Source organism: Pseudocolwellia agarivorans, assembly GCF_002000085.1.
Lineage (GTDB): Bacteria > Pseudomonadota > Gammaproteobacteria > Enterobacterales > Alteromonadaceae > Pseudocolwellia > Pseudocolwellia agarivorans.
Map to the genome: position 1 here is coordinate 17896 of NZ_MUZU01000020.1, position 21782 is coordinate 39677.

22 protein-coding genes and 2 tRNA genes are annotated in these 21782 nt (G+C 34.9%); 14 read left to right on the forward strand and 10 right to left on the reverse strand.

The annotated features are described in order from the left end of the window. Nucleotide 1 precedes the first annotated feature (1 nt). The 5 genes from B0X80_RS19265 to B0X80_RS19285 all read left to right on the forward strand — a co-directional run bounded on the left by B0X80_RS19265 (nt 2) and on the right by B0X80_RS19285 (nt 5007). Nucleotides 2-280: an oxidative damage protection protein gene (locus B0X80_RS19265; protein WP_077343276.1), complete on the forward strand. Its 279-nt coding sequence runs from the start codon at nt 2-4 to the stop codon at nt 278-280. 183 nt (nt 281-463) lie between these two features. Beyond that, a tRNA-Phe gene (locus B0X80_RS19270) sits at nt 464-539 on the forward strand. A 102-nt stretch (nt 540-641) separates the two neighbouring features. Beyond that, nucleotides 642-717 (forward strand) — tRNA-Thr (locus B0X80_RS19275). 662 nt (nt 718-1379) lie between these two features. Beyond that, the gene (locus B0X80_RS19280) at nt 1380-2348 is read left to right on the forward strand and encodes a hypothetical protein (protein ID WP_077343278.1); all 969 of its coding nucleotides are present in this window, start codon (nt 1380-1382) and stop codon (nt 2346-2348) included. Between the two features lie 100 nt (nt 2349-2448). Then, a complete protein-coding gene (locus B0X80_RS19285) occupies nt 2449-5007 on the forward strand; it encodes a DUF5906 domain-containing protein (protein WP_077343280.1) in 2559 nt (852 codons plus the stop codon). 196 nt (nt 5008-5203) lie between these two features. On the opposite strand, the gene B0X80_RS19290 is transcribed toward B0X80_RS19285, so the two are convergent. Further along, nucleotides 5204-5398: a hypothetical protein gene (locus B0X80_RS19290; protein WP_139345354.1), complete on the reverse strand. Its 195-nt coding sequence runs from the start codon at nt 5396-5398 to the stop codon at nt 5204-5206. Nucleotides 5399-5551: 153 nt separating this feature from the next. Between B0X80_RS19290 and B0X80_RS19295 the strand changes: the two genes are divergently transcribed. Next, a complete protein-coding gene (locus B0X80_RS19295; RefSeq protein WP_077343284.1) occupies nt 5552-6625 on the forward strand; it encodes a tyrosine-type recombinase/integrase in 1074 nt (357 codons plus the stop codon). Between the two features lie 57 nt (nt 6626-6682). Here B0X80_RS19295 and B0X80_RS19300 read toward each other — a convergent pair whose 3' ends face one another. Continuing rightward, nucleotides 6683-7237, reverse strand: coding sequence for a hypothetical protein (locus B0X80_RS19300; protein WP_077343286.1), 555 nt, complete (start codon nt 7235-7237; stop codon nt 6683-6685). Nucleotides 7238-7443: 206 nt separating this feature from the next. Continuing rightward, entirely contained in the window at nt 7444-7632 is a 189-nt protein-coding gene (locus B0X80_RS19305) for a hypothetical protein (protein ID WP_077343288.1), read from the reverse strand. A 463-nt stretch (nt 7633-8095) separates the two neighbouring features. Between B0X80_RS19305 and B0X80_RS19310 the strand changes: the two genes are divergently transcribed. From B0X80_RS19310 to B0X80_RS19320, 3 genes are read left to right on the forward strand one after another with little or no spacing between them, the layout of a single operon-like run. After that, nucleotides 8096-8773, forward strand: coding sequence for a DNA-methyltransferase (locus B0X80_RS19310; RefSeq protein WP_245825504.1), 678 nt, complete (start codon nt 8096-8098; stop codon nt 8771-8773). Nucleotides 8774-8781: 8 nt separating this feature from the next. Continuing rightward, entirely contained in the window at nt 8782-9165 is a 384-nt protein-coding gene (locus B0X80_RS19315) for a hypothetical protein (RefSeq protein ID WP_077343292.1), read from the forward strand. 1 nt (nt 9166) lies between these two features. Then, nucleotides 9167-10501 (forward strand): DUF6575 domain-containing protein, encoded by a 1335-nt coding sequence (locus B0X80_RS19320; protein ID WP_077343294.1) that lies wholly within the window; start codon nt 9167-9169, stop codon nt 10499-10501. A gap of 107 nt (nt 10502-10608) precedes the next feature. Here B0X80_RS19320 and B0X80_RS20665 read toward each other — a convergent pair whose 3' ends face one another. Further along, a complete protein-coding gene (locus B0X80_RS20665) occupies nt 10609-10737 on the reverse strand; it encodes a hypothetical protein (protein ID WP_281253033.1) in 129 nt (42 codons plus the stop codon). A gap of 412 nt (nt 10738-11149) precedes the next feature. Here B0X80_RS20665 and B0X80_RS20490 point away from each other — a divergent pair, with 412 nt between their 5' ends. Next, complete coding sequence (locus B0X80_RS20490) at nt 11150-13297, forward strand: AAA family ATPase (RefSeq protein WP_175623993.1); 2148 nt, start codon at nt 11150-11152, stop codon at nt 13295-13297. Nucleotides 13298-13341: 44 nt separating this feature from the next. On the opposite strand, the gene B0X80_RS19330 is transcribed toward B0X80_RS20490, so the two are convergent. Continuing rightward, a complete protein-coding gene (locus B0X80_RS19330; RefSeq protein ID WP_077343296.1) occupies nt 13342-14406 on the reverse strand; it encodes a tyrosine-type recombinase/integrase in 1065 nt (354 codons plus the stop codon). Nucleotides 14407-14576: 170 nt separating this feature from the next. On the opposite strand from B0X80_RS19330, the gene B0X80_RS19335 reads away from it, so the two are divergent. Beyond that, nucleotides 14577-14768 (forward strand): hypothetical protein, encoded by a 192-nt coding sequence (locus tag B0X80_RS19335; RefSeq protein WP_077343298.1) that lies wholly within the window; start codon nt 14577-14579, stop codon nt 14766-14768. 118 nt (nt 14769-14886) lie between these two features. On the opposite strand, the gene B0X80_RS19340 is transcribed toward B0X80_RS19335, so the two are convergent. The 5 genes from B0X80_RS19340 to B0X80_RS19360 all read right to left on the reverse strand — a co-directional run bounded on the left by B0X80_RS19340 (nt 14887) and on the right by B0X80_RS19360 (nt 19482). Next, entirely contained in the window at nt 14887-15363 is a 477-nt protein-coding gene (locus B0X80_RS19340; RefSeq protein WP_077343300.1) for a hypothetical protein, read from the reverse strand. A 151-nt stretch (nt 15364-15514) separates the two neighbouring features. Then, a complete protein-coding gene (locus B0X80_RS19345) occupies nt 15515-17104 on the reverse strand; it encodes a DNA primase family protein (protein WP_077343302.1) in 1590 nt (529 codons plus the stop codon). Continuing rightward, nucleotides 17104-17913 (reverse strand): bifunctional DNA primase/polymerase, encoded by an 810-nt coding sequence (locus B0X80_RS19350; protein WP_077343304.1) that lies wholly within the window; start codon nt 17911-17913, stop codon nt 17104-17106. The genes B0X80_RS19345 and B0X80_RS19350 overlap by 1 nt, the downstream gene beginning before the upstream one ends. A gap of 121 nt (nt 17914-18034) precedes the next feature. Next, complete coding sequence (locus B0X80_RS19355) at nt 18035-18976, reverse strand: hypothetical protein (RefSeq protein WP_077343307.1); 942 nt, start codon at nt 18974-18976, stop codon at nt 18035-18037. Between the two features lie 305 nt (nt 18977-19281). Then, nucleotides 19282-19482, reverse strand: a complete 201-nt coding sequence (locus B0X80_RS19360; protein WP_077343310.1) for a hypothetical protein — start codon at nt 19480-19482, stop codon at nt 19282-19284. 126 nt (nt 19483-19608) lie between these two features. Here B0X80_RS19360 and B0X80_RS19365 point away from each other — a divergent pair, with 126 nt between their 5' ends. The 3 genes from B0X80_RS19365 to B0X80_RS19375 all read left to right on the forward strand — a co-directional run bounded on the left by B0X80_RS19365 (nt 19609) and on the right by B0X80_RS19375 (nt 21773). Beyond that, nucleotides 19609-20052 carry a DUF6641 family protein gene (locus B0X80_RS19365; RefSeq protein WP_077343313.1) on the forward strand — a complete coding sequence of 148 codons (444 nt, stop codon included), beginning with the start codon at nt 19609-19611 and terminating at the stop codon, nt 20050-20052. Between the two features lie 63 nt (nt 20053-20115). Then, the gene (locus B0X80_RS19370; protein WP_077343315.1) at nt 20116-20529 is read left to right on the forward strand and encodes a LexA family protein; all 414 of its coding nucleotides are present in this window, start codon (nt 20116-20118) and stop codon (nt 20527-20529) included. Further along, nucleotides 20517-21773 carry a Y-family DNA polymerase gene (locus B0X80_RS19375; protein ID WP_077343318.1) on the forward strand — a complete coding sequence of 419 codons (1257 nt, stop codon included), beginning with the start codon at nt 20517-20519 and terminating at the stop codon, nt 21771-21773. Before B0X80_RS19370 ends, B0X80_RS19375 begins: the two co-directional genes overlap by 13 nt. The last annotated feature ends 9 nt before the right edge of the window (nt 21774-21782 follow it).

A 21782-nucleotide genomic window follows, 5' to 3' on the forward strand; every position in this document is an offset into this window, starting at 1 on the left:
TATGAGCCGCACCGTTTTATGTCAACACTTAAACAAAGAAGCCGAAGGATTAGGTTATCAACTTTACCCAGGTGAGGTAGGTAAAAGAATTTTCGACAACATTAGTAAAGAAGCTTGGACTCTTTGGCAGAAAAAACAAATCATGCTAATTAATGAGAAAAAAATGAACATGATGGAAGCAAACGACCGTGCATTTTTAGAAAAAGCCATGATTGAATTTCTTTTTGAAGGAAAAGAACCAGAAATTGAAGGTTACGTTCCTGTAAAAAATAAGCAGTAAAATATAGAACCAACAAGCTGCTGTGTAAATTTCACCTAAAGATAGACGTTTAAGACAGCAAGAAGTAGAAAAAACAATCAAACAACACTTTTTTATAAAAAAAGTGTTGACTGATAAAAAGAAAAACAGTCTAATAGCGCCCGTCTTCAAGGCAAAGCCAAAAAGACGAAAGAAATAGAAAAAGCCCCGATAGCTCAGTTGGTAGAGCAGAGGATTGAAAATCCTCGTGTCCCTGGTTCAAATCCGGGTCGGGGCACCATTTTACAGAGTAGATGTTTAATTAGCTTTTATTAGCAATAAACCTTTATTCGGTGCCAAGATAGATTAGTTAACTATTAATTTATCGCACACAGCTTTGTGTGCCGACTTAGCTCAGTTGGTAGAGCAACTGACTTGTAATCAGTAGGTCGCCAGTTCGACTCCGGCAGTCGGCACCATTTATCAGATAAGCCCAGCATTAGCTGGGCTTTTTTGTATCCACGTATAGGGTAATTTCTTACCCGATTTTTACTTACACCACTCCCCTATTACTTACTGCATATATTGCGGTTTATCTGATAATAAATTTTTAGATTTAAAAATTTATACCGTGTTATTTCTTCATCAATTTTAAATATTCACAGTAGGGTAAATGTAGTTAATGGGGTAACTAATCCCCTATCTCGTTGGTTTATTAATTTTTACCCCAATAAATTGAAGTAATTAGTGGTGTAAGTTTCGGTGTAGGGTTAAGTCGTATTAATCCGTGGTACTTAGGAAGTGATTGCACCCTATACTGCACTACTCGTAACCCCTTTATTAAAAATCAGGTAGTGTAACTACTAGGGTAAACGTATTATCAGTGCAAGTGGTGTAACTGGTTCGATGATTAATTTGCGAGCGGTGTTGATTACGGATTAAACGGATACCTGTTGGATAAATCGGTTATCTGCTTGTATCCCATGAATAACGTGGTGTGTGAATAGTAAGGATAGAAAGATTAATGATTTATAAAACTTTTATTATTTAAATATCTATCACTAAGTAATTATATTATTTGATAAAAACAGTAGTATTTTATCCACCACCCAAACTAACGAATAAGAAAAACAAGAGCAATATGTTGATATCTGAATTTATTAGATCTTACGAATTTGAGAGAGTTAATCACCCAGAGTTAGGTGGAATAATAGATGAGTGTTTAATTCACTTAGTAAATTTCTACGGATACCAAGGTGATATTCAAACACCTGAAAATTGGTACCTTGATAAGTTAGATTTTGATGAAATACGACTTACAGAAGAACCTGATAGGTTACTCTTTGATATAGATAATATTTCACTTCAAATGGCAAATGAGTGTGAATTTTACGTATTATCGGACCCCAAAAAACACCCGGTTTTTGAACAAAAAAAGAAAAATGATGAAACGAAAAACGCTACATTAAACCAATGGATGAAACTCTCACCAAAGTTTAATGAAAAATTAGAGAAGAAAAAGAAACAAGAAAAAGCACACAAGCCCAAGCAATATTACACATACAAAGATAGAACAAAGTTGACTAATGCTGATGGTAGTTTGGTTACTATTGATGCGGTAAAAATACCATTATTACTGGCTATGAAAGATTTAATTCAAGCGCACTTACATGAGCAAAATAGTATTTCTTTAATAATTAGAGCTACAAAGCTTATATCTGCATCAAATCATTTGAGGTTATTAATTCGTTTATCAGAACAGTGGGAGGATTCACAAAATCGACGTATCGATAAAGGTATTGTTAATAATGCGGATAAACCACCTATCAACGATAAAGAAGTACAATACGATGAAAAACCAATGAACAAATTACGTAAAGAAATCGTATTTGATTTGGTTAAAAATCACGTATCTAATAATCAGGAACAAACAACAGATTCAATGGTTAAAGTTATTAGAAAACAGTTAAACGATAAACTCGATGTATTAAATCAAAGCGACCAAAAGACTATTTCACTATCTGATCAAGATGAACTACTTAATGAGGTAAAACCAATCACCTTAAAACGTTGGATAAACGAAGCGTTCGAAGTGCATAATAGCGACTAACCACATCCTTAAAAACTTGTCAAATCGCTGGTGCCACTGTTTTCCCAACGGATATTTGGATAACTAAAATCGAGTTCTTTTTAAATGTAAGGAACTCAAAATGACTAAATTAATTAATCCAAACCACAACCTTAACCCTATCGCTGTTTGTTTGTTTAAATCAGCAAAAGACAACCAAATCACTCCTGAAAAAACCGAAGTAATGACGTGGAAATCGTTTATTGACGAGTTTATGGGTAGTGAACACAATGTTATTGAAGATAAGAAAAACCAAAGTGGTTTTATTACTGCATCACCGAAATCCATTGATGATGATGGTGTTGAAACCACTGAGAATTATTCAGGTGAAACCGTATTACTACGAAAAGCAGTTAATATCGACAAGTATAGTGCTGTTGTTGTTGATATCGACGGTGGTATGACAATCAACGATGTGAACGAAAGGTTCAATGATTTAGAGTATCTAGGTTATACATCATACGGTCACATGACCAAAACAATTACCGATGATGAAGGTAACGAGAGCGGTAAAGAATTTGACGAATCAGTTCACAAGTTACGTTTGGTATTTCTACTAAAAGAACCCGTTGATAAAGATGAACTACTAAAACGTAAGCAAGCACTATTAAGACGTTTTGAAGGTGCTGATACATCTACCTTCGACCGTGCTAGATTATTTTACACCCCTTCATGCCCTGCTCACATGTTAGAACACGCTAAAATCTGGCATAACCATGGTGAGTTGTTCGATCTGTTATCACTTGAAGAAAACGAAGTTAAAACCGATTTAAAACCAGTAGAGCGACCTGACCTGTCTAATGGACAGCGTGAAGCTATTGTCACGGGTTTATTAAAGACTGGGCGTGTAGAAGACGACCTTTGGTATAAGATTGCAGGTGCACTTCATTGCAATAGTTTTAGTGTGCAGCAGTTCATTGAGGTTTCATCAGTACTAAAACCATCAAAATCAGCATTCGCTTGTATTCGTAAGTGGGAATCATCGAAGAAGTATGAGTTTTCACTCGGTGTGGTGATTAACTTTTTAAAAAAACACGATATTTTTATCTACCAAAAACGTGTTGTTGATAATAGTGAAGAGATCGAGTTTGTTAATAAAGAAATTGAACTACTAAATGAAAAACTAGATCGTGTAAAAAGTAACGACAAGTTAACCGACGAAGAACGCAAGAAGCAAATTCAATCGGTTGAAGAAGAAATTGAAAATAAGGAAGCAGAAGTTAACCAATTAATTGAAGATGAAAAACCAACACTATACGATTTAGTTGATGAATTAATTGCAACACGTTTAATTTATTACGTTTCAGATCAAGGTGTACTTACCGAATATTTACCAGATCAGGGTCAATGGGTTGATTATAAAGTTACGGACTTTATTCACGGTGAATTTTTATCTGGTATTCGTGGTGCGAGATCATTCTTACAAAAACGCTTACAAGCATTTCGACGCAGTTACCGCACACAAAAGTTATCTGCAAAGCAATTACCTGACTATATTTTAAATCGATTTAGACGTGACCACTGGGTAACACCTAAAGCAGGTAAGTATCACGAAGTGTTTGATATTTTAATTCGCAGCTTAGGTGACAACAAAACCGAAAATATGAAGCACATAATACAAGTAATTGCATGGAAGTACCTTTACCCTGAAGCGTATGACTTACCTTGTATTGTAATATATGGTGAAGGTGGAGCGGGTAAAAACACACTTGTTGAACGTTTATTAGGTACGATGTTTGGTAAAAATCAGGTAATCGCTATTCGACAAGAGCAGATGCGTAATTTTAACGGGTTAATCGAAGGTAAAATTGCAGTTCTACTAGATGAAGCATCATCTGATAAAGCGAATATGGATCAGTTGAAGCACATGATCGGACAAGAATCGCTAGTGATTGACCGTAAGTATGGCAAGAACTATCAATCTGATAATTTGGCTTTGTACTTTACTGGCGGTAATGGAGCGTTAGGTGCTGTTTATCTGGGTAGAGATCAATCCGACAGACGTTTTTCAATATTACAGGTTGATAGATCGATCATTGATCATGTAATGGAAGTAAAAGGTTTTGATAAAAGGCAAGATGCCGTTGACTGGTGGACTGAACACAAGCATTTACTTGAAAACCGTGAGCAAGTATCAATGTGGTTACATTCAATTTTGACATCAGTAGAAGACTTAAAATCACCACCTAAAGAGTTACATGGTCAAGATTATGAAGCACTACTAGCAGCGCAAGCTGGACCACTAGAGTGGATTATTGATCACGTATTTGACCGCCCTGACTTTAAATACATCCATAAAGATATACCGTTTCAGTTATATGAAATTAAAGCACGTGACTTTGGTACTAAAAACCCTATGGGCAAGCCGACGTTTGATGCGAAATTAAAAGATGCACTACGTAAACGCCATGACTACATTGAAAGTACTTCACGTAAAATTAAGGATCTCACAGGTAATTTAACTACAGGTACTGGTTATTTTATTAAAGGTTTGGTTGGTGCAGTTGACGAAGTAGTTTACGTATACGATGACCCAGAGCATAAAGGTAGAAAAAAACTTGCTAATGATTGGTTTGAACCTGAGGTAGTGATAACCGAAGACGAAGATAATAATTCGTTTGATAACGACTTGATGGAATAGTTAAGTTGGATAATAGGGATAACACTGGATACTGATACTATTTGGTGTTATCTCAGAAATAACGTGGTGTGGTGGTAGCAAGGATAAAAAGATAAACGATTTATTAAAACTTTTTAATTAATATTATTAACACGTAATAGTTATATTTTTTGATAAACCAGTATCTTTTTATCTACCACAACAAGTTAGTAAGTAATTACAACAAAGTTGTTAATAAATCACCAAATCCAACCATAGAACCACCAGAGGTATAGGTTATATCGGTAGAAGGATTGTACCAACCAAGTGTTACTCCACCTGAATTACGAATTTCAACACGATACTGACTTAAACGGTAGATAAAACCACGTAACTGACCGTTTGGATACTTTAAAATAGTTGGATTCATCATCACTTCCTTTAGTTAATTTAGTTAAATTAACCATCACCGATTTACACCAGTAAGAGAACAAAAACTGGGTAAGTAATTTCTTTAAATCACTGTTGATTGTTGGACTAGCAAGGGAGGAAAGTACCTTCATACGTTAATGATTAATAGGTACTAATGATGACAGTATTAAAGCAGAAGAATGGTTATTACCAAATAAGATTTCAGTTTGAAGGTAAGAAATACCAAAAATCCAGTGGTAGTAAAAACCGAGCCAAAGCATTAGAAATTGAACGTAAATGGCGACAAGATTTACTTGACCAAAAGCACCTTGGTAATCCTGAGCATATTTTACTTTACGATGCGTTGGATATGTTTGGTGAAAGCAAGGTAGGTATGAAAACGCATGATGATATTTTATCGAAGATACGAACGGTTAAATTGTACTTCGATAATCAACCACTACACGAATTAACCACTAAAGATCTTGAAACGTTTGTATTAAAGAGAAAACGAGAAGGTAAAGCAGCACAAACCATTGAACACAATATTATTCAATTGCGTGGTGCATATCAGTACGCACAAAAGTTAGGTTTTCAGGTATCACCTGTTATTTTCCCTAAGATTAAGATTCAAAATAAACGCATACGTTCACTATCAAAAGATGAAGAAGTACGTTTACTAAGTGAGTTAGAACCACGTAATCCGAAATACTACAGCAAGTTAACACCATCTACGGAACGACTTCAGTTATTAAATCAACGAATTGATAACTATGATTTAGTTATCTGTTTGCTTTCATTAGCATGTCGGTATTCGGAAGCAGCAGAATTAAGATGGGATCAAGTAGATCTTGAACTGCAAACGGTTAATTTAAAACGAAGTAAAACAAACAATGAATCATGTTTACTGATGGATATTCGGTTATATAAAGTGTTTAAACGCCGATTTGAAACCAGAACACAAGATAAGTGGGTGTTTACTGATAAATCAGGTAAAAATCCACGTAAGCATTCAACCATATCAATTCGTAAAGCAATTAAAAATGCAGGTATCGATGATTTCAGAGTACACGATTTACGCCACAGTGCTGCAACTAAATTAATTAGAAATGGTATGACACTGCAAGAAACTGCACATATTCTTGGACACCGTAATATCAGTACTACAATGCGTTATGCACACCTTGAGAATGGACAAGTTGCACAAAAAATGAAGATGGTACTGGATAATTACCACGATGAAAATTAGGTAGCAGTATAAAGGGATCCAACCGCAGAAAATTGACTGTTAGATCCCTTTGGTAAGTTATAAAACAACTGGTATATCTATAAATTTGGTTGAATTATTCGATCTAATAAAATTAGTAAAATGTACCAACGAATAGATTATCTTTTTCACCACATCATCAGGTATATCATCATCGATATCAAGCGGTTGTAAGTGTTCATCACCAAGCATGTACTCTTGATTTCGACGATATACTTCATCAGCATCAAGTAACCGCATAAATCCACGATAGATTAATTTTAACAATTTTTTATTTTTAATGAGTGAATCTGTATCATCGGTTTTAAATATAATCGGTACTTCACGGTTTGAATCAAACCAACAAACTACTGGAGCATCACCTTCGACTAATACCATGTAAATATCAGTTGCAGAAAAACGCTGAGGATTTGAATAAACTATCGCCCTTGATACAGGTGAAAATGGTGATAACGTGTTTACATTAAAGTGGTTAGTATTAATCAACACATGACGCCACACATAACGTTTATCAGTAATTGGCTCCCATCTAACACTACCTGGGTTAGCAATTGCGCTTTCGATATAGCTACGTTGATTTTCAATGTTTTTCATAATAACCACCTTTAATTTTAAGTTGTTGAGATTTAATTAACGGTGGTAATGGTATGTTTAATAATTATGATAATCGAAGCTACGCTACCAGCGATTTGACAAGTTATTATTGGTATGGTTGGTTAATCCAAATGGATTAAAAAAGTTAGCGGATCTGGATTTCACTTTATACGGGTTATTGACTAAAAAAATGTCTGTATCGAATTCTAAGATGGTGGATTAATTATCATGTTGATAAGGTTTTCTAGATCATCAGCAGGGTAATCTTCAATGTTAGGTATATTTTCTAGATAAAACCCTACCCGTTCAGGTATTTGATCACCCGATAATTTCAGTAATTCAATATCTTCCTGTAAAAAACGGTGTAACTGTTTAATTTGATCAGTATTAAGCATGATAAACCATAGATTAATTGTGATGATTAACCATCATTGAAAACTCCACAAAGTTAAACGAATTTGAACTAAAGTTTTCTTGGTTTGAGTGGTTTCTTTGGTTTTATCGGTTTACGACATTTCTTAGGTTTAATTGGTTTTTTAGAACCAAATGGTTTCACTTCGATAAGTTTCATTTCACACCTTAAATTTTAAAAATTCATCGGTATTTACGGTGAAAAATGATTATTTTTGATCGAGTAGTGTTGGTGGGTGGTGTAATTTTAAAATCGACTCACTAATTATGTGTGATAACAAAGGATACTTAATCCTATACTTAGGATATGATAGAAGAATAATATATAAATCTATAAATTTAACACTGTACAAACTACTGTATACATATACAATACCTAAATGCTATTCATATTATCGCAAGGCTGCAAAGTTGAATAAAAATATTACTCCGTCACTTACTAGTTCCATCAATGAAAATAATTGTAATTTACACTTAGGTGATGCTGTAAGTTGGTTAAAAACATTAAATGATGAAACAGTTGATTTGTTTGTGACTGATCCTCCTTATGAGTCACTGGAGAAACATCGTAAAATTGGTACAACAACTCGACTTAAAAATAGTAAAGCTTCTAGTAACAAATGGTTTGAGATCTTTCCCAATTCTAGGTTTGAAGAACTATTAATTGAGATATACCGTGTACTAAAAAAAAACAGTCACTTTTATTTGTTATGTGATCAAGAAACCGCATTTATTATTAAACCTATTGCAGAAAAAATTGGTTTTAAATTTTGGAAACCTATTGTTTGGGATAAAGTGAAAATAGGTATGGGTTATCATTATAGAGCAAGATATGAGTTCATTTTATTTTTTGAAAAAGGTAAAAGGAAAATCAAGGATTTATCCATCCCTGACATACTAAGTGTTCCACGTATTCACAGAGGCTACCCTACTGAAAAACCAGTTGAATTAATTGAAATATTAATAAAACAAAGTACTAATGAAGGTGAACTCGTATGTGACCCATTTATGGGGTCTTGCTCTTCGGGTAAAGCTGCATTAAACTTGGGGCGTAGTTTTATTGGAAATGACTTATGCGAGGAAGCATATGAAATTTCAATAGAGAGATTATTATTAAATGAATAAGGATGTTTATGTCTTTTGATGACTATTCATGGCCGAAGGATTTCCCGAGTAATGTTCCTCCTAATGATGCAACCGATGCTAATGGTATTGCATTTCGATTAGTAAAAAACAACCCTCCTTCTGATTTGGATTTTGTTGGTCATAATAAAGAACCACATAAAAAAAAGAGTAAAAACCTTAAACCTGCTGATTACGGCACATCTATGTTCCGTGATATTAGTAATGTAGAGTTTGCAAGGAATTCATTCAAAGCACAAAGAAATAAAAAGATTGCAGAGGGTGAGCTTGTTCCCCTGCATGGAAAAATATCAAAAGTAAATCATAACAATCATTTTGAAGCTTGGCTCAGAGAAGAAACAGGAATAGAAGACTGCTTTACGGTGGTTAAATAATATGTCTATATATTTTTTACCTGAGACTAAAGAGTTTGGGAAATTATCAATAACAAAAGAATATTATAGATATGATGTTCCTAGGGCTTTTGTTGCGCACTCCAAAAAATTAAATAAAGATCTATTAGTTTATTGGGCCGATGAATTTGAAGATTCAGATTCATGGTACTACGTTGATTTTTCTAATATAGAACAAGAAAGAGTTGAAAACGGATACATTCAACTCAGAGATGTTTTTCAGTTTAAAAAAATATTCGAAATAAAAACTTATTTTGATGTGGATTTACCCGCTGAATTTAAACTATTAACACATGAAGAAGTTGATCATGAAGCTTTACCGCCTCAGGGTTTTGCTGTCAAAAGACTATCTGATAATGAATACACAGCATATAACCGTCCTTTGGATTCATTTACATCTAACGATCAATACCATGAAATTAGGTTAAGTCGTAACTCTACTAAGAAAGGAAAAAAAGATATTTCATGGAGTTCAGTTCAAGAAATATTTGGGTCTTGGGAAGCTGTTTACAGATCAATTGTGGACTCTTTAGACTTAAAAAAACCTTCTTTCCAACCTGCATTATCGGGTGTAGGTTCTTATAAAATGCAATTTAAAGCAGCTCACAATCAAGAGATAACTTCAAAAGCATCAGAAATATTTAAAACCTTAATTGAATCAAATGGTTCCCTAGAGGAATTGAGAAGTTTTGATATCGATTTATCAACTATTGAATCTCTAGTTAGTAACTTATCAACTTATAACTTAAAATTCGAATTTCGTACTAACTCTGGAAATGTATTAAGTTCTATAGATACAGCTGATCTAGAAGATACTGCTCAATCATTAAATGAATACAATCAAAGTCGTGTTGGCAGTGAATCCATTCCCCAAGCAGATGAGATTTCAAGAATAATAACGTTTGTAGAAAAAAGATATAATGGGCAACCCTTTAATTCCAATACAGAAAATTTGGTTGAACGACAAATATCATATTATATATCTGCTGCTAGAATGCTAGGTCTAACTAAATGGGGAGGGCAATTAACCCCTATTGGTCAAAAACTTGCGGAGGCAGAAGAGTTGAAAGAAAAAGCAACTATCTTAATTGATCTTTTTGAAAGGTCAGTATGTGGTTGGGCGTGGTTAAAACATTCAAACGTAAAATCTGTTTTTGAGTTGAACCGAGAAAGCGCTGTTCCATTCTTATTAGAGAAGTCAGCAGGTTTAAGTGAAAACACTGCTAAACGTAGAGCTGTAACGTTAAGAAAATGGTTAGACACTTTTAAAGCTTATAAAAACACATTTAAAATACAAACGAAGTTAAATTCACTTTAACTCTTTAGAATATCAATAAATGATTGATGTAGATGATTGTTTTTCATTAGTGCTATATATTCATACTTCAGAAATAAATAGAAAATTAATCATTTGATTTCAATTAGTTACCTAGACCTAGCAACTGACTTGTAATCAGTAGGTCGCCAGTTCGACTCCGGCAGTCGGCACCATTCATCAGATAAGCCCAGCATTAGCTGGGCTTTTTTGTATCTATCGATTGGTTGAATTCTCAATCAATTTCCACTTACACCAATATTTCGTCTACCCCGCACTATCCGTGGCCTATACGTCAGCTAGTTATTTATTTCGTGTGTTCGGTAGGCACAATATCCAACCTATCTCGAAAAAACACCACTAGGGCAAATTGGGTATTAGGGGAAATTCATCTAGGTAAACTCGTTTTTCAGGCAATTTTTACAGGTTAAAAAGGATTTAATCCGTTACTTGGAATTAATTGGGTATTCCCTACCCCACAGTTTTAGTGGTATTGTGATAATTAGGGTAAATTATCTGCTGGTGTAAAATTCCGAACTGGGTATTAGCACCTGTGATATCCGTAACTACTCAGTGAATTTTAAAATTAAGGCTACATATAGTCCTATGCTTTTGTTATGTTTAAGTAATTTTAAAATTCAAGGATTGAACATGCTTTTAACAATTAAATCGATCGCTAAAGAAACTATTTTTTGCCCTGAGTTTGCTAACTTAACCACAAATAACACCATAGATATTAGCACTAAAAAAGTAGCTGTAATATACGGGCCCAATGGAACTGGCAAAACCAGCTTTTCTAAAGTGATATCTCAGGAAGGGGAGTATAACGTTGATATTAATGGAGCTACCTTTACTAATGAAGACGACAAAATAGCACATGTTATATCTGATCAAAATGATCGCAATATCATAGAAGGCGAAACACAAGATTTTATTTTAGGTGATAACATTAAAAGAGAGTATGAACTCAAGACCTTAATTGATAACAGCTTTGAAGAGTTATTTACTCGTACCTTACCAAAGACACTTAAAGATAACTTTGTAATTAAAACTAAAAAAACTCCATTTGACGACTTAATTTCAGATGCAAATATTAAAAATTATTTGTCAGATATCGCAAATACAAAATCCAAAGGACAAGAAATAGACAGAGATGAGTTCATTGACTACATATCTTCACTGCAACTAGAAAATATTCCCGAACACGATGAAATAAAGCTTCGGTTTTTCATCAACGAATACAGCAATAAAGCATCAGCTATTAGGGCTATTTTGGAACATCAATTTGCGATGAATGATGATGAAAAACACATTGTTCAGTATGAAGAAAAGATTGATGCGATAACTATAATTGAGAAGTACAGTCATGTTACTGATTGTGTCGTTTGCGATGGTAATATTGATACAGATAATCAGCTTAAGTTAAAAAACCAACAACGAGAATATTCCATATCTAAACTAGATAAAACAACGAAAGTAATTGCTGAGCAAATAATTAACAACACTACAGTAGCAGACCCTTTTCAAATAAAAGAAAAATTAAGAACCGCATTAAACTCTAATGATAGAACTGAAATTGATGCTTTAACTGCGGAACTATTATTCTATAGAGGGCTATTCCCCCCCTTAATTACAAATGAAATAATTCAAAAAACTAATCAAACCAATTTAACTGATTCAGTTACTGAGTATCGAGAACTAAAGAAAGAGCAACCAAAATTTGAAAATGAAGATATTCTTTTCATAGAAAAATTTTTAAACGATTGTTTAGAGAGAAAAATTTCTTTAATTCGTGATAAAAATGGAAACTTAAAGTTATTGTTAGGAGATAAAGAGTTTCTAAAAAAAGAAAGGCAAAAACTCAACTTAAGTAATGGCGAACAAAATTTTCTGTCTTTAGCATTCGAACTATTAAAAGCAAAGAATTCAGAGCAAGAATTAATTATTCTTGATGATCCAATTTCAAGTTTTGACTCTATTTACAAAAATAAAATTGCATTCGCTATATTAAGAATACTATCTGGGAAAAAAACTATTGTTTTAACTCATAATACGGATCTAATAAAACTATTAGAACACCAACAAAAAAATAGCCTTAACTTATATTACTTCAACAACACAGCCGGAGAGAATAACGGCTTTATTGAAGTTAATAATAATGAAGTAAAACTGCTGCTCTATATTCATGAGTTCCTCAACTTCTTACGTAATGATGTTAAAAATGAAATTATAGATGAAAGAAATTTCATAGTAGCCATAAGCCCATTTTTAAGAGGGTGTTGTCAAATTTTTGGGCTCGTAGAGCAAAAAAATCAGTTAACAAAATTAATGCATGGTTACGAAACAACAAAGGTAAATCTAACTGAAATTTATAATCAAGTATTGGGAGAAGGTGTTATAGAGCAAGAACATCAATTGTCAGCTGAAGATATTATCAATTTCGATCATACTAACCTAACTGGCCTTTCTCCTGATAACTATCCTCTTTTATCTAAGACACTCACACATACACTCAACTACCTATTTCTTAGGCTGAGTGTAGAAAAAAAATTGGTGGATACTTTCAATGTAAATACCAATCAACACGATATGTTAACCAATATTATAAGTGCCGCATTTAAGGGAAATAGCGAAGAAGCTATAAGCAATCGTGTATTTTTTATGTCCCGCAAAACATTATTGAACGAATTTAATCACTTTGAAATGGATATGAATATATTCCAACCAGCTATCGACATTAGTAATAGTTCCCTTGATAAGGAGAAAGTTGCAATTTTATCTAAAATTGCAACCTTTTAGTATATCGATAAAGTCCTCTGTCGATATTGACATAGGACTTTTCATTAGTCGTTAAACCGATCAATCACCGCTTTCATTTTCTCAGCAACTTTATTTTGCTCAAGGTGTGCATAGCGCATTGTGGTAGCAATATTGGTATGTCCTAAAATGTGAGCAGTTTCCTGAACCGTCATACCATTTTGCACTAATCGACTAGCACAAGTGTGACGAAAATCATGTACACGAAAATCTTCAATACCAGCATTTTCAATAGCACGGCGAATAGCAATGGTTGAATGCTTACGTGGATTATTTCCCGATTTATCGGTGAATATCCATTTCTGATGTACCTTATGTTCACTTCTTCTTTTTAACACCTGATACACGCGATTTGACATATATAACACCGCTTCATTATTCGTTTTACTACGCTTAAGCAAAATGGTTTTATTTGTTAAATCAACTTGCTGCCATGAAAGCTCTGCTACTTCACTATACCTAGCACCAATATCAAGCAATAAAACCACTAAATCATAGTTATCTTGACGTTGTTTAAGTAATTCACCTTTTTCAGTATTTGGCGTTAGTTTTTTGTAGTATTTGGTATTATTGGGCTCTAGCTCGTTTAATAACCGAATTTCTTCGTCACGGCTTAGCATCCGTAATCGCTGATTTTGTATTTTAATTTTTGGAAACTTAATCGTTGGTACTTGGTAATCAAGTCGTTCCATATAATCGACACAACCACGCAGCTGAATAATACCGTGTTCAATGGTTTGTGCTGCTCTTCCTTCTTGTCTACGTGTTAATACATAATGCTCAACATCAGCAGTAGATAAATCATGTAGCGGTTTATCATCAAAATACGTTTTTAAACCACGAATTTGACCGCAAACATCACCATAGGACTTTAAGTCAACTTTTGATAACTGAAACTTATCTAATGCGCCATACAACGTGATTGTATCTTTAGCACCAAGTAACTTTTTGTCTAACACTTCTTGGCGAAACTGACGTTCAACTTGTTGTGCTTTGGCTTTGTTCTTGGTTTGTGATGATTTTTGATACGTCTTACCATCGACCATAAAACGCACCTGAAAAATACCTGATTTTTGTTTAATTAATGTCATAACGATTTCCTAATTTATCCGTTGATATGACATTACTTTCCATCCGTTACTCGCCTACTGACAACAGCAAACACAAGGAATTTAACACCCAGTTTTCACACTAATCCGTTGCCTTATTTGGTAATTGGTTTGATGCTGGTTTTAGTTAAAATTATTAAGGAAATAACTATATGGCAGTAACCACATTAAAAAACGCTGACGGTAGTTTGAAGGGATTTATACACCGATTAAGTAACTATCGAATTGAAATAAGAAATCCAAACGGCGAGCCACTTGGTTGGTATAATCCTAGTAGTAATATTACTTATCAAATTAACGGTTCTCTGGTGGGATTTGGTGATTTGCTTACTTCATTACTTTAATACCAGATAAAGCAGATAGATTTCTTACAAAAAAGTTACTAAGGTTTTCTATAAAATATTAAATCTCAGTATTAAGTTGTTAAGTTACTATCTGCTCCATCTGTTGTTACATTAATGGCTAATTAAGCTCTGCATGACAATTAGGTACAAGATTCAACCGAATTTCAGTATCAGTTTCGACGATACCGATGCCAGTGATTCCTTCAATACCTATATGCCAGTTTTCACTAACAAACCCGAAAAGGTATAAACCATGTAAGAACGTTTTTTCGTTCAATGTTGGCATATCGGCTAACTTACACCATTCGGTATACAAGCGATAAATATCATTTACCAAAGCTTTTGGTGGCTCGTCTACCAAATTATGCACATAATCTGGATTAACTACTTCACCTAAGAACTCAACTAGTGACAACCTTTTTGCCAGATCCACCTCATCCATAAACAAACGAAATTCTTCTTCATGCTCAGCATCTAACTGTTCATCCGTTGGACCATATAAACCTTGTATATAATGATCAATATCATTGGTTTCACACGCTTCTCGCATAGCTTGACGAAGGGTTTCAAGGTTAAACTTCTTTTCTGTACTCATGGTAAATTCTCCTATATTGAGCAACTAAACTGTGAGCAGAAAAAGCAGATGAGATAAATCCAACAAAGTAGTGGTAAACAATTACAACTTACTGCAATACACTACTTAAGTATCATCAATAACATCTGCTAATTCTGCGGTTAAACAAAAATTACAAATCCATTAATGACTGGGATTCATCTTCAGGGAGTATCAGTGATATAGAATCACCGAAATCTTTAATTTCGACACCGTAAACGTATTCGTGACCACCTGTACTTTTAGCGATTCGAAAGCCTTTCTTTTCAAGCTCGGCACGTAAGTCACGGGTTGACGTTGCGCGATAACCATTATCTTTACACCACTTGTCATAACCTTTACGTAGTGGCGTAATACGAACTTTCATTTTTTCAGGTGGCTTAGTGCTAGTGCGCTCTACACAACATTCATTTAAGAACTGACCCACCTTATCAAACTCAAGTTTAAAGCCGTCTTGGATGTCCAGAATCGACTGTGGCACTATCACTTTGCCTTGCTCAAGTACACGCATAGCGCCAGCTATCATCCAATTTAAGACACCAGCTGCTTCTTCATCGAATAACTTTTTACGCAAGTTAGGATCGCGCTTTTCTTTTGGTACGGTATAGTCAAAAGGGATCACTTTTATACGTCGCCAGATAGCAGGATCTAACGAGATGTAAGGCATGAAGTTAGTCAATAATACAGGTGTGTAAAACGGCTGATATTGAAAACCACGACCATATGGGTGGCGAGCAGTCACCATGCCACTATCAACACAAGATTTAACCACAGCACCCGCTAATTTATCGCCACGCTCTGACTCGTTCATACATACAAATCGCACATTAAGTAAGTTAGCTTGCACGTATTCAGGTTTATCCGTCTTCCCCATAAAGGCATCAGGTGACACTTGCGCAGCATAATCACCTAAGATCTGCATTGCCAAGTCGTTTTTAACCGATTTACCATTAGCACCATCACCAACTTCAAGCGTTAGCGTATCTTTATTCATCGAACCAATACACGCTTGCCCTAGTATCTGTTGCTGGTAATCAATTTTGTCTTGGTCGCCTTGAAATATTTCGTTTAAAAATGCTAAGAACTTAGGGCATTCAGCCTTTGAATCAAACACTACTGCTGCCGACTTCATCATTAAGTAAGCAGGATCGTTTTCAATGAATTCCCCTGTTCTTAAATCAACAATGCCGTTAGTGCACCCAAGGTAATGACCCTTACTATCAAAATCCTTATACGATACTGAAATACCTGGCTGCGCTTTGAATAAATCCATCGTTGCCGTGATCACCGATTTACGCTGTGAAGCAAGCATATGGCTACGGATAGCTTTCATTCTGCGCTGAAATTCTTCAAGTACAGGCTTTGCATTATGCTCATGTGCCATACCTTTTAACTGCCTAATCAACACAGCATAAAAGCCAATTTCTGCATTTAGGTTTTCAAGCAGTAAATCAATCACACGAAAATGAGCAAAGTCTTCATCAGTTTTCCAACGGCCATTTTTATACACAGCAAACTTTTCAATCTCAGGCACCCATACAAGGTGCCCTTTGGTCAGCTCTGGTAAGCGCTTGGCATTACCAAGCTCTGTATACGCAAACGGTTCGTCTAAATCCGCAAATGCTTTGATTGTATTAAAGTCTGCATTACCTGTTGCTAGTACTTCAGCATACTCAATGTAGTAGCTAGGTAAATTAGAGTTAGTAAGAGATACTGCGGTCATTACAATAACTCCTCTAGCGATGTTACAACTTTAGTTGGCTTACGAAACTTAGGCTCGTAAGCAAAAGCATTAGCAATAATTTGCTCGGCTTCATCTTCTGGAAACGGTGGCTGACACAAACTAGCAGCATGTTTAATAAAGCCAGTAACAAAACCAATGTCGAGCTCATGACCTTTTAAGTGACAGGCATAACGGAAAAGCGTGTCATTGCGTTTACCAACATCAACACCTTCCATTGCTTTAGTCGGGTCAAATACTGCTTGTGGTTTCCCTTGCTGATATTCAGCAAGTAACTCTTCAATCCAGCCAGTTACTTCAGCAAATGGGGCTTCAATATCTTTGACTCTATACTCAACTTCTTCACCGTCAACAATAAGAGTAGAGCCAGCACCAACAACAAAACCACCTTCACCACGAATATCAACACCATCCATGCCAAGTATATTGACACCATTTTTCAGTGGCTCTCTGTCGGTCCAATCGACAAATATATGCAATCCACCTGTTGGTGTTTTCTGCATAAACACATCTTGTGATGGCTCAAAAGTATCACCAAATTTTTCAGCTAAAGCGGTTAACCCGTTCTTACCATCTTTAATGTCAATGTCGATAACAATAACGTTGCTAATTGAGCCAGTTGGAATACCAAGGTTATATAAGTTATCTGCAAATAACTTTTCGATAACCTCAGGGTCATTGGTGTGCTCTGTTTTCCAGCTTTTAACCGCAGGGTACTTTTCGTTTGCTACCAATGGGAATACCGAACAGCCACGTGATACCATTGATGTTGCGTTAGATAAAATAGTCATGTGTAAATCCTTAAAATTAAATAAACAAAAGGTGGTGAGCCGTTGTTGGTCACCGTTCGATTGAGAATATTAAGGATTTTAAATTGGACGATTGGAAACGGGTTACCAATTTCCAATTTTTCTAGAATTTATTTTTGCACTGGCAGCTAGGACTAGAACAAGTCAGCTCAGGAGCAAGTATTTTCTGTACTTGCTGAATGTAGTCTCTGGAATTATTCTTTCTATCGGTATTAGGCTTTAAGGGTGTTATTTGCTTTCTGATTGCATCAACACTTTTTAACTTGGTAGGAATACAAATAACATCATCTTTATCAGGGTGTGGTATTGCATGATTGTTAACATCATCGTCTGAAGATACTTCGTCAGATAACCCTAGCTCATAGAAAGCTTTACATTGATATCCCTGATAACTGCTCAGCACCCATGACAGATTTGAATAAATGCTTTCAGCCGCAGCAGAGCTACTTAGCTCAGGTAGTTGTTGCCAAATGGTGCTAGCTAAGTGATCAATTTTAAGTGCAATTGGTGATTTACGACTTCTTTTACTCTTAGACTTCTTTAAGCCTTTATTACGACTGTCGATTTGTTCTTCAGCACGTAACAACGATTTGGCAGCCACTTCAGCAAAGTACATGAAACTTTCACATCGAGTAGCCAAATAAAGAAACTTATCATTATTGTCAGTTAATCCATTTACAGCATATACTATTGCAGTAATCGCAAAATTTTCAGCAAAGTAATGTTCATCTTCTAATATGTCGATGATCTCTTGCTTAAACCAATAACCATCAAAGTCATTCATTAAACGAGTAATGTGGGTAACATACTCATTTAACTTAGATTCGATATATTCATCATCATGCTCATTAACCCAATCGATCCCCCACTGAATAAAGCTTGGATCTACAAAACCATCATCCCAGATATAATCTTTTGTTTTTATGAAGGTTAATGCTGATTGAAATAGCTTTATATAGAGCGGTTTATTATCTGATGTGGAGTTAACTACTAACTCGTCAAAACAATGCGTATCAATAATTGTGTTTAAGTAATTAACTGGCATACAAAGTACTACTGATAAAATCGAAACTCGATTCTACAATGTAAAAGCAGAAAAAACAGACTATATTTTTATAAACTAGTGCTGTTAATTAATTACTAGTAACAGCTACAGAAACTTTTGTTTGTTAATAATCATCTGCTTTTTCTGGCTTTGCAGTAAAGAGGGAACCAAACGCAGAAATTGTGTTTACTGATAACTTAACCTTACCCTTTAATAAAAAATAAGTTAGCGGATCTGGATATCCTATAAAAGGAATAAAACTGTGCCAATATTATTTGGCTACAGCTATGGTGTTGGGAGTTAATTTAACAGTTTGGTAGCGTTTCTATCATTACACGTACTTGTTGCACAATAGCTTTAAACTCATCATCAGATAAACACTCACACCCTGCAATATTTTCTAGTAACAAGCCGACATACTCTTCGACTTCATTGTAGTTTTTAATATCGATATCAGCATCTAAAACTATTAATGCAATATCGTTAACTTGTTTTGTGGTTAGCATGACAATATCCTTTAACTTTGGTAGTTACACCATCCAACCAACAAGATTAAAAGCCAACAAAAGTAACCGTTGCCCTATAAGTTAATTGGCTTGATGGTAATCCTACTAAATTAATCAGGAGTTACTATGACTAAAGCAAACCCACTACAAGTATTAAGCTTTATCGCTAAACCAAAAGTTGAAGCTATCAACCCTATTGAAGTAAAACGCAATAAGTTGATTACTCGTTTAAATGAGCAGCGTGCTATGGTTAAGTGTTTACTAGATAACACTGATTTTGTTGCATATAAGGAAGTATTCATTACTGATGATGAATCAGGTGAAAAACGAAAAGTAAAACGCCCTAAACGTGTTCGCCCTTGGTTTTATCAATCGACTGGTAAGTATTATTTTGAGATCAAATACGGTACTAAATCATTGGAAATTCAAAAGAACAAACCAACGATTGATGTTGGTAACAAAGGTGAATTGTTAACGGTCATTGATACGATTATCGATGCTACCAAGCAAGGTTTCTTAGATACTGAATTAGCTAAAGTTAAAGGACCAACTAAAACAACTAAATCATAATTTCTTTATTAATGATCACTTTATAACTATACTGTATATTTTTACAGTATAGTTTTGGTTTGTATGAAAGTTATTCCTATATACATTGAAGCGGGTATTTCAGGATTTGAATCGCCAGCAGCGGAATACAAGGAGTTAGGTTTATCACTTGATCAGTTATTGATAAGACACCCAAATGCTACCTTTATTGGGCAAGCCTCTGGTGAATCTATGCAAGGTGTAGGTATTTTTGATGGTGATTTACTGATAGTTGATCGCGCAATATCTGCCAAAAATGGTGATGTTATTGTTGCTAATTACAATGGATGTTTTGTATGCAAACTCATTGATAAAGTACAAGCACGATTAATATCCGCATCTAAATATCACCAACCTGTTACTATTTCAGAGCAAGATGAATTTCAAGTTGAAGGTGTAGTCACCCGTTCTATTCGATTACACCATAAAGCACCTGAGTTAGTGGCATGTATTGCTTAGTTGATGCAACCTCCTTTTATGCGTCAGCTGAAAAGGTGTTTGATCCAAGCATTCGCAATAAACCTGTTGTTGTTTTAACAAACAACGATGGTTGTATTTGTGCCGTTTGCCCTATTGCCAAACAACTAGGTATTCCTAAGTTTACACCTTTTTTTCAAATCAAAGACTTACTCTATCAACACCAAGTAGTTATTCGATCATCAAACTATGAGCTATATGCTGATTTGTCTGAGCGAATGATGACTGTGATCGCTAGGTATTGTGATAACCACCACATTTATTCAATTGATGAAGCCTTTTTGCATTTCGATAATTTTCATCGAGCCATTAATAATTGGCATCAATACGGCCATCAAATAAAGCAAGCTATTTGGCAAGAAACACGCTTACCTGTTGGTGTTGGCTTTGGCCATACAGCAACCTTAGCAAAAGCGGCAAATCATGCCGCTAAAAAACTTGTGGGTTTTGATGGTGTTGCTGTTATTAACAACATTGAAGCTGCTAAACCCATTTTAAATCAAATGAAAACTAGTGATGTATGGGGTATTGGAGGGCGTATTGCTAAAAAACTTAGTTTACAAGGTATAACAACGGCTCAACATTTAGCAGAGCAAAACCCAAAAGATATAAGAAAACAATTTAGTGTTGTAACTGAACGAACAGTAAGTGAATTAAACGGTATTTCATGTCTTTCATGGGATGAAGTAAAAGAGCCTAAAAAAGAGATATTTTCTACCCGTAGTTTTGGGCAACGAATTACTGACTACCACACATTACATGCAGCACTTGCTAGCCACGCTACGATAGTTGCGCGAAAGCTTCGTAAGCAATCATCAAAAACCCATAAACTCATGATATTTGCTGCCAGTTCACCGCATGATGATTACTACTACAAACAAGCGATTGTTTACCCCTTTGCGATACCAACCGATAACACTAATCAACTAGCCAGTGCAGTATCAACTGTATTACCTAACATTTATCAATCAGGAGTGAGTTTTTATCGTTGTGGTGTTGGTGCTATTGAATTAACCAGTAATAAATTTTATCAAGCTGATTTATTTACACCTGATAATACTAATCCAAAGCTAATGCAGTGCTTAGATAAAATTAATCACCGCTATGGTCAAGGGAGTATTAACATTGCCAGTGCAGGAGAAACAGAAAAGTGGAATATGAAGCGCAACTTTCTTAGTCCACAGTACACTTCTAATTGGCAACATATACCTAAAATAAGGTGTTAAACTTGATAA

Bases quoted from the DNA above. Each gene is read 5' to 3' on its own strand.
- B0X80_RS19375 (WP_077343318.1), top strand. From the start codon at position 20,517: ATGTATTGCTTAGTTGATGCAACCTCCTTTTATGCGTCAGCTGAAAAG.
- B0X80_RS19345 (WP_077343302.1), bottom strand. From the start codon at position 17,104: ATGACCGCAGTATCTCTTACTAACTCTAATTTACCTAGCTACTACATT.
- B0X80_RS19300 (WP_077343286.1), bottom strand. From the start codon at position 7,237: ATGAAAAACATTGAAAATCAACGTAGCTATATCGAAAGCGCAATTGCT.
- B0X80_RS19320 (WP_077343294.1), top strand. From the start codon at position 9,167: ATGTCTATATATTTTTTACCTGAGACTAAAGAGTTTGGGAAATTATCA.
- B0X80_RS19295 (WP_077343284.1), top strand. From the start codon at position 5,552: ATGATGACAGTATTAAAGCAGAAGAATGGTTATTACCAAATAAGATTT.
- B0X80_RS19290 (WP_139345354.1), bottom strand. From the start codon at position 5,398: ATGATGAATCCAACTATTTTAAAGTATCCAAACGGTCAGTTACGTGGT.
- B0X80_RS19365 (WP_077343313.1), top strand. From the start codon at position 19,609: ATGACTAAAGCAAACCCACTACAAGTATTAAGCTTTATCGCTAAACCA.
- B0X80_RS20490 (WP_175623993.1), top strand. From the start codon at position 11,150: ATGCTTTTAACAATTAAATCGATCGCTAAAGAAACTATTTTTTGCCCT.
- B0X80_RS19285 (WP_077343280.1), top strand. From the start codon at position 2,449: ATGACTAAATTAATTAATCCAAACCACAACCTTAACCCTATCGCTGTT.
- B0X80_RS19280 (WP_077343278.1), top strand. From the start codon at position 1,380: ATGTTGATATCTGAATTTATTAGATCTTACGAATTTGAGAGAGTTAAT.
- B0X80_RS19330 (WP_077343296.1), bottom strand. From the start codon at position 14,406: ATGACATTAATTAAACAAAAATCAGGTATTTTTCAGGTGCGTTTTATG.
- B0X80_RS19335 (WP_077343298.1), top strand. From the start codon at position 14,577: ATGGCAGTAACCACATTAAAAAACGCTGACGGTAGTTTGAAGGGATTT.
- B0X80_RS19265 (WP_077343276.1), top strand. From the start codon at position 2: ATGAGCCGCACCGTTTTATGTCAACACTTAAACAAAGAAGCCGAAGGA.
- B0X80_RS19305 (WP_077343288.1), bottom strand. From the start codon at position 7,632: ATGCTTAATACTGATCAAATTAAACAGTTACACCGTTTTTTACAGGAA.
- B0X80_RS19340 (WP_077343300.1), bottom strand. From the start codon at position 15,363: ATGAGTACAGAAAAGAAGTTTAACCTTGAAACCCTTCGTCAAGCTATG.
- B0X80_RS19360 (WP_077343310.1), bottom strand. From the start codon at position 19,482: ATGCTAACCACAAAACAAGTTAACGATATTGCATTAATAGTTTTAGAT.
- B0X80_RS19350 (WP_077343304.1), bottom strand. From the start codon at position 17,913: ATGACTATTTTATCTAACGCAACATCAATGGTATCACGTGGCTGTTCG.
- B0X80_RS19355 (WP_077343307.1), bottom strand. From the start codon at position 18,976: ATGCCAGTTAATTACTTAAACACAATTATTGATACGCATTGTTTTGAC.
- B0X80_RS19315 (WP_077343292.1), top strand. From the start codon at position 8,782: ATGTCTTTTGATGACTATTCATGGCCGAAGGATTTCCCGAGTAATGTT.
- B0X80_RS19370 (WP_077343315.1), top strand. From the start codon at position 20,116: ATGAAAGTTATTCCTATATACATTGAAGCGGGTATTTCAGGATTTGAA.